This window comes from Kutzneria sp. 744 (genome assembly GCF_000568255.1).
In the GTDB taxonomy this organism is placed as follows: Bacteria; Actinomycetota; Actinomycetes; order Mycobacteriales; family Pseudonocardiaceae; genus Kutzneria.
On the sequence record NZ_KK037166.1, the window covers coordinates 4,938,121 to 4,945,527 of the forward strand.

A 7,407-nucleotide genomic window follows, 5' to 3' on the forward strand; every position below is an offset into this window, starting at 1 on the left:
GACTGCACGCTGCGCCTGACCGACCTCCGCGACCTGGGCAGCGCGGTCACCCGCGTGCGCCGCCTGTTCGACCTCGACGCCGACCCTGTGGCCTGCGACGAGCTGCTCGCGGCGGACCCCAACCTGGCGCCGATGGTCGCGAGGACGCCGGGCATCCGGCTGCCGGGCGCGGTCGACGGCCCCGAGATCGTGCTGCGGGCGCTGCTCGGCCAGCAGGTGACGGTCGCGGCGGCCCGCACCGCGCTGGCCCGGCTCACCGAGAAGCTCGGTGAGCCGCTCGAGACCGCGGACGGCACGCTGACCAGGCTGTTCCCCACCCCCGAAGCCATCGCCAAGGAGGGCGCGGCGGTGCTGACCGGCCCACGCCGACGCATCGACACGGTGCTGTCCACCTGCGCGGCGCTGGCCGACGGCACCCTGACCGTCGACGTCGGCCGCGACCCGGAGGAGCTGCGCGCCGAACTCGAAGCCCTGCCCGGCATCGGACCGTGGACCGCCGGCTACGTGCTGATGCGCGTGCTCGGCGCGCCCGATGTCCTGCTCACCACGGACGTCGCCCTGCTCAAGGGCGCGGCCAACCTCGGCCTGCCGTCGGATCCCCACGGCCTGGCGGCACGGGGCCGGGCCTGGCGGCCCTGGCGCTCGTACGCCGGCATGCACCTGTGGCGGGCCTCCCAGTCGCCGACACCGATTCCCAGGAGTTCGAAGTGACCACCGCGTACTCGTCCACAGTGGACACCCCGATCGGACCGTTCACCACGGTCGTCAACGACCACGACGTCGTGCTGGCCTCGGGCTGGACCGCCGACCTCGGCGACCTGCTGCCCCAGGTCCAACCGTCGCTGCGACCGACCGAGGTAGAGGCGAAGGCCGAGCTGGGCCACATCACCAGGGCCGTCCGCGACTACCACGCGGGCGAGCTGCTGGTCATCGACGACATCGAGGTGCTGCAACGGTCCGGCGAGTTCCGGGAGCACGCCTGGCATGTGCTGCGCACCGTCCCGGCCGGCAAACCGGTGACCTATCGGCAGTACGCCGAGCTGGCCGGCCGCCCGGCCGCGGTCCGGGCCGCCGCGGGGGCCTGCGCGTACAACGCCGCGACGCTGTTCGTGCCCTGCCACCGTGTGCTGCGCACCGACGGCTCGATCGGCGGGTTCCGCTGGGGCGCCGAGATCAAGCAGTGGCTGCTGGTTCACGAAGGGGCCGCGCTCTGAAGGCGGGCGAAGCCCCGGTCAGGGGTCTGGGGGTCGTCCCCCAGAAACAAACCCGGATCGACCAGGTCCGCGCTTTCCACGGACACACGCCCCCCGAGAGCCGGCCGCCTAAGCAACCACCTCCAGTCGGGATCCGGCGCGGGCCTTGCGCACGCGCAGTCGGGTCGGGATCCGCTGCCGCAGCTCTTCGACGTGCGAGACCAGCCCCACGACGCGGCCGCCGGCCCGCAGCTCGTCGAGGGTGTCCATGACCATGTCGAGGGTCTCCGGGTCCAGAGTGCCGAAACCCTCGTCGACGAAGAGCGTGTCGAGCAGCGCGCCGCCGGTCTCGGCGGCGACCACGTCGGCCAGGCCCAGGGCGAGCGCGAGCGACGCGAGGAAGGACTCGCCGCCGGACAGCGTCTTGGCCGGCCGGATCCGGCCGGTGTAGTCGTCGAGCACGTCGAGCCCGAGGCCGCCCCGGGTGCCGCGCGGACCGGCGACATCGGAGTGCACGAACTCGTACCGGCCCTGGCTCATCCGGCGCAGCCGGCGGGAGGCGGCGATGGCGACCTCCTCCAGCCGGGCGGCCAGCACGTACGACCGCAGCGACATGCCACGGGCGTTCTGACCTCGGCCGATGACAACATCGGTCAGGGCGTCCAGCTCGTCGTACTTGGCCAGCACGGGAGCGAGAGCGGCCCACACCGAACGCAGTCGGGCACCCTGCTCGGCCAGTTCGGTGTGCCGCTGCTGGGCGGAGCGGAGCGCCGCGACGGCGGCTTCCAGCACCTCACGGGCCTGCGCCGCCTCGGCTTCGACCGTCGCGACGTCGACCTCGGCGGTCGGGTCCACACCGGCCAGTTCGGGCTCGGCCAGCACACCTCGGGCCGAGTCCTCGACCGCCTGCACCTCTTCGAGACGGTGATCCAAGGCGGCGATGGCCTGGTCGGAGCGTACGGCGGCGATCGCCGCCGGCACGTCGTCGAAGCCGGCCGCCGCAGCCGCCTCGACGACGGCTTCCCGTTGCACGGCAAGCCTTTTCTCCACACCGACGGCCTCGTCGGCGGCGTTGGCGACGAGCTCGACGATGTCGGCGACGGAGAGCAGGTGCTCACGCCGGGCCGCCACGTCCGGGAACTCGCCGCGAGCGAGCCGCACGCGTTCGGTGCGCTCGTCGACGTTCTCCCGCAACGAGGTCAGCTCGGAGACGACCACGGCCAGCTCCCGCTCGGCCTCGGCGTGCCGCTCGGTCTGCCGGCGCGTCTCGTCCTCCAGCCGGCCCACCTCGGCCACCAGCCGGTCGACCCACGCGGCGATCACGCGCAGCTCGTCCCGTTCGTCGGTGAGCATCTTCAGGTCGGCCTTCAGCGACTCGGGATCCTTGCCGGCCAACCGATCCCGGAGCATCAGACACTCCTGCTCGGCGGTCCGCAACCGTGCGGCGGCCGACTCCCGGCGCTGCTTGGCCTCCTGCTCGGCCCGCTGCGCGGCAACGTCCTGCTCGCGGGTGACCGAGCCGTCGGCGGCGCGGGCCGGAACTGGGTGCTCGGTCGAGCCGCAGACCGGGCAGTGGTCGCCGGGAACGAGCCCGGCCGCCAGCTCGGAGGCCATGCCGTCCAGCCGGCGCTGCCTGATGTCCAGGAACCGGTCGTAGGCCGCCTGATGCTCGTCGACGGCCTTGCGGTCACCGGCGACGGCCCGCTCCAGCGCACGTTCCAATGCCGGCAGCCGATCCGCGTCAACGGCGATCTCGGACAGCTGCTTCCACTGCTCCTCCACGGCATCCAGCCGCGTCCGGGCGTCGCGGGCCTTCTCCAGACGTTGACGAGCGATGCTCACCTGGTCGGGCAGCTGGGACAGGGCTCCGCTGAGCTGCCGGATACCGACGGCGAGCTCCTCGCGGCGCTTGTCCTGCTGCCGAATCCGCCGCTGGTCGGCCGTCAACTGCTCGGCCTCGGCCATGAACTGCCGCAGCGTGCCGGCTTCCTCGCGAAGGCGGCCGGCCTGACCACGGGGATCGTCCTCCAACAGGACCGGACCGAGCCGTCGCACGCCGGCCCGTTCCCGGTCTCGCACCTGAGCCAGTTCCTGCTCGATCTGCCGCTCGGTCAGATGCGCGGCCTTGACGCCGACGGCCCGTCGGGCGGCCGCCAGCTCGGCACGCCAGGCAGCGCGCTCCTCGGTCGGCAGTCCCGCAAGCTGCTCGCTCGCCCGGCGCACCCGCCGCACCCGATCGGCCAAAGCCCGTCGCTGGGCCAGCTCGGACTCCGCTTGGCGGGCCCGTTCCCGGCTCTCAGCCTCGGCTGCCTGGGCCACGGACACCAGGGCGGCGACCCGCTCGGACAGGCCCGTGAGCCACTGCTCGTCGGCGTCCTCGGGCATCTGCTCGCCGGCGGCCTGCGCGGTGCGGGCGACCTGCTCACGGACCGCCTGCCGCTGATCGGAAACCTTGCGGCCGGCCATCTGCCGGCGATCGCGGAACCACTGCTCGACGTCGTGATATCGCTGCGTGCCGAACAACTTCTCCAGCAGCTTCTCCCGCTCGGACGTGTCCGAACGCAGGAAACGGGCGAATTCTCCCTGCGGCAGCAGCACAACCTGGAAGAACTGCTCCGCGGTCATGCCGAGCAGCCGCTCGACCGTTCGGGCCACCTCGTCGTTGCGGGTGATGCCGTCGGCGTCAGAGCTCAGCCACGTCAGCGAGACCATCGCCTTCTGCGTGGTGAAGCCGCCGCCGCGCCGCTTCGGCCGGTTGTACTCGGGACTGCGGACCAGCCGGAACCGTTGTCCCTGAACGGAAAGCTCCAGTAAGACCTCGGTGACCAGGTCCGGGTCGGCGTTGTCGTAGCGCAGGCGCTTGACGTCGCCCCGCGCGCCCGGAACCCGGCCGAACAGGGCGAACGCCACGGCGTCGAGCAGCGTTGTCTTGCCGGCGCCGGTTTCCCCGTGCAGCAGGAAAAGGCCGTCGGCGCCGAGCTGGTCGAAATCGACCGCCTGCCGGCCCGCGTAGGGGCCGAAGGCGCACAACTCCAAGCGGTGCAACCTCATTCCGTCTCCACCTCCCGGAAAGCCTGTTCCAGCAACAACGATTCCGACGTGGTCGGCACGCTGCCCCGGACGTCGTGCACGAAGCCCTGGGCGATCTGGTGATCGCTGCGGCCGCGCACGGCGTCGGCGTAGCGCAGTTCGGCCGCGGCCCGGCCGCCGTCGGGACGCCACTCGGCGTGCACGGCGTACGGGAACCGCTCCTGCAATTTGCGTTGCAGGTCAAGGGGTCGAACCTCGTCGGTCACCGCGACCGACAGGAAGCACTCTTCCAGATCGGCGTGGGCAGGGTCGGAGAGAAGATCGTCCAGGCGGCCCGCGAGGGTGCCCAACCGGCGCGGAACAGGCAGCTCGACCTGCGTGACCTTGTGCAATCCGTAGCTGTCAAGGTCGACCAGCAGGACCTGCTTGCGGTGCCGCGCCTCGGAGAAGGAGTAGGCGAGCGGGCTGCCCGAATAACGAAGGTTCTCGGCCAGCTTCTGCGCGCCGTGCAGATGGCCGAGGGCGATGTAGTCGACGCCGTCGAAGACCGAGCCCGGCACGTGGTCGATGCCGCCGACACGGATGGAGCGCTCGGATTCGGAGGTTTCGCCGCCGGTCACGAAGGCGTGGGCCGCAACCATGGTGCCAAGTCCGCTTCGGTTGCGTAAATCGGCACGAACTCGGCGCATCGCTTCACCCAGCACCGCGGCATGGCCGCGGCCGTCGACGCCGAGGCTGTGGCGGGCCGGCTCCGGGTCCAGGTAGGGCAGGCCGTAGAAGGCCACGTCGTCCAGCACGACCGGGGTGTCCAGCGTGGACAGCTTCGTCCTGAGGTGCAGCCCGCCGGCCGCCGCGAACGGGCCGAACACGCCGATGCGCTGCGCGGAGTCGTGGTTGCCCGGCGTGATCACGATCTGCGCGCCGGCCTCGCGGATCGCCGCCAGCGCCCGGCCGCAGGTCTCGATGGACTCCGCCGACGGCATCGCCCGGTCGTACAGGTCGCCGGCCACCACGACCACGTCCACCCGCTCGCGCTCGACCAGGGACGCCAGTCCGGTCAGGACCGTCTCCTGGTCGGCCAGCAGGTCGCGGCCGTGAAACGTGCGGCCGACGTGCCAGTCGGAAACCTGGGTAGGTGCCCCGGCGAGTCGGATGTGCGCCTCGCGACACCAGGGTTTCGGTCGCGCCCCCAGCCTGGATTGCGCGAGGCCGCCGCCGATGCCTGGACCGCGGGCACTTCTCGATCGAGTCTGTCCATCGATCGAGAAGTGACAAGGGAAGGCATCGGCCGCGTGGGCGGCCGAGCCCCGCGCGGAACGCGCGGCAAACTAGCACTGTGAGCTCCGAAGTGATCAGCACCGCGGCGATCGTGCTGGCCCTGTTGCTGGCCGGTGGCCTGGTGCTGCTGTGGCGGATGTACCAGGACAGCGTGCGTCGGACCGATGCGGCGTTCGCCGCGGTGGAGGCCGAGCGGGTCCGTTTCGACCGGCAGCAGGCGACGCTGCGCCGGTACGAGGTGGCGTTCTCCTCGATCACCGGAAGGGGTGAACTCGGCGAGCAGGTGCTCGTGGAGACGGCCCGCACTCTGGGGCTGCGCGAGGGCCTGCACTTCACGTTGCAGACGGACCTGGCCGGCGGCGGCACGGTGCGGCCGGACATGGTGCTCGCGGTCGGCGGCGGCCGGCAGGTGCCGGTGGACGCCAAGATGAGCATGGTCGTCTGGGCCGAGGCGATGGAGACCGACGACGCCGACGAGCGGGCGGACGCGCTGCGGGTGCATGTGCGCAACATCCGGTCGCGGGCGGCGGAGCTGGCCGGCAAGGGCTACTCCCGCTGGGCCGACGCGATCTACGGCACGGTGATGTTCGTGCCGTCGGACGCGGCGGTCGTCGCGGCCATGGACACCGATCCCGAGCTGCTGCGCTGGCTGCTGGATCGGCGGGTGTTCCTGTGCGGCCCGACCGGGTTCGGGGTGCTGGCCTCGGCGGCGATGTTCGCGGCGACGGAGCGTGCCCTCGCGGCCGACGTGGAGCAGGTGCGGGGCCAGGCCGCGGCGGCGCACCGGGCGGCCAACACGGCGATCGACGCCGTCAACCTGTCCAGTACGCACCTCCAGCGCTTCCTGTCGGCGCGGCGGCGCGAGCTGGACGCGTTGGAGGGGTTCCGGGGCGCGGTGCAGCCACTGACCGACGCGGCCGGCAGCCCGACGCCGCTGACCACCGTGCGTCGCGCCGACGAGGTCACGGCCGGTCCGTTTACCCCGATGGCCGAACCGCTTAACGCCGAGCACACACCGGACGGAGGGTGATCGACTGCCGGTTTTGCCCGCTCATAGGGGCATCGCCCGCAGCCCGTGGGGGTGACTGACCATCATTCTCACGGAGCGTTCACAAGCTTCCGGACACAAACGGGCTACCGTGTCGTCTCGTGACCGCCACGCGCGATCGCCGAAGCGATCTAGACACCGAACCGGGGACCCCCTCGTGGGGGGACTCGCCCGCCTTCGGCTCCCGGGCCATGCCCTGGTGGGCAGCGGTGCTGACAGCGCTCGCCCTGACCGGGGCCGGGGCGCTGGTCGACGAGCTGTCGAGCAAGACACTGGGGCTGCCGTTCCAGGTCCTGTACACGCTCGGCTGCGTGCTGGCCGTGACGTTCGTGCGACGGCGCAGCCTGTTCGGGCCGATGGTGCAGCCGCCGCTGATCATGATCATCGTGGCCGGCGTCGTCCTGGCGCTGTTCGCCGGCGGCGCGAGCGGCGGCCTCGCGGCCAAGGCCATCGCCATCGGGCCGCCGCTGATCGGCAACTTCCCGGTGATGGCCATCGCCACCGTGCTGACCGTGGTGATCGGCGCGATCCGCCTGATCCTGCAGCGCAAGCCGAGACCGGACGAGGACGAGGACTTCCCGCCGGCGGCTCGGGCCGTGCGGCGTGAGCCGTCGGGCCGTGAGGACCGCGAGCCGCCGCGCCGTGAGCCTGCCCCTCGCCCGGCCGGCGCCCGCTCGCGCCCGGCGCCGCCGCCCGCACGTGACCGTGAACGGCCTGGTCGGGACCGGCAGCATCCTCCGTTCCCGCCGCGGCAGGTGCCGCCGGGTCGGGGCGCGGTCCCGGGGCGTCCTGCTCCCGGTGGCCAGCGAGGTGGCATGCCGCCGCGTCCGGCGCGTTCGGGCCGCGGTGGTGGTGGCC

6 protein-coding genes are annotated in these 7,407 nt (G+C 72.2%); 4 read left to right on the forward strand and 2 right to left on the reverse strand.

Annotated features, from left to right (window positions below):
- Together KUTG_RS63800 and KUTG_RS21980 are read left to right on the forward strand one after the other, a co-directional pair.
- The coding region (locus KUTG_RS63800) for a DNA-3-methyladenine glycosylase family protein (protein WP_304413670.1) at window positions 1-711 on the forward strand (711 nt) is incomplete at its 5' end.
- Complete coding sequence (locus tag KUTG_RS21980; RefSeq protein WP_043719179.1) at window positions 708-1,214, forward strand: methylated-DNA--[protein]-cysteine S-methyltransferase; 507 nt, start codon at window positions 708-710, stop codon at window positions 1,212-1,214. The genes KUTG_RS63800 and KUTG_RS21980, both read left to right, overlap by 4 nt.
- A gap of 108 nt (window positions 1,215-1,322) precedes the next feature.
- Here the strand turns inward: KUTG_RS21980 and KUTG_RS21985 are convergent, their stop codons facing one another.
- Both KUTG_RS21985 and KUTG_RS21990 read right to left on the reverse strand, forming a co-directional pair.
- Complete coding sequence (locus KUTG_RS21985; RefSeq protein WP_043719180.1) at window positions 1,323-4,244, reverse strand: AAA family ATPase; 2,922 nt, start codon at window positions 4,242-4,244, stop codon at window positions 1,323-1,325.
- A complete protein-coding gene (locus KUTG_RS21990) occupies window positions 4,241-5,377 on the reverse strand; it encodes an exonuclease SbcCD subunit D (RefSeq protein WP_043719184.1) in 1,137 nt (378 codons plus the stop codon). Before KUTG_RS21990 ends, KUTG_RS21985 begins: the two co-directional genes overlap by 4 nt.
- 182 nt (window positions 5,378-5,559) lie before the next feature.
- Between KUTG_RS21990 and KUTG_RS21995 the strand changes: the two genes are divergently transcribed.
- Both KUTG_RS21995 and KUTG_RS58815 read left to right on the forward strand, forming a co-directional pair.
- Window positions 5,560-6,531 carry a DNA recombination protein RmuC gene (locus KUTG_RS21995; RefSeq protein WP_052395200.1) on the forward strand — a complete coding sequence of 324 codons (972 nt, stop codon included), beginning with the start codon at window positions 5,560-5,562 and terminating at the stop codon, window positions 6,529-6,531.
- A gap of 227 nt (window positions 6,532-6,758) precedes the next feature.
- On the forward strand, window positions 6,759-7,407 hold a 649-nt coding region (locus KUTG_RS58815), incomplete at its 3' end, for a DUF6542 domain-containing protein (RefSeq protein WP_052395202.1).

Bases quoted from the DNA above. Each gene is read 5' to 3' on its own strand.
- KUTG_RS21985 (WP_043719180.1), bottom strand. From the start codon at position 4,244: ATGAGGTTGCACCGCTTGGAGTTGTGCGCCTTCGGCCCCTACGCGGGC.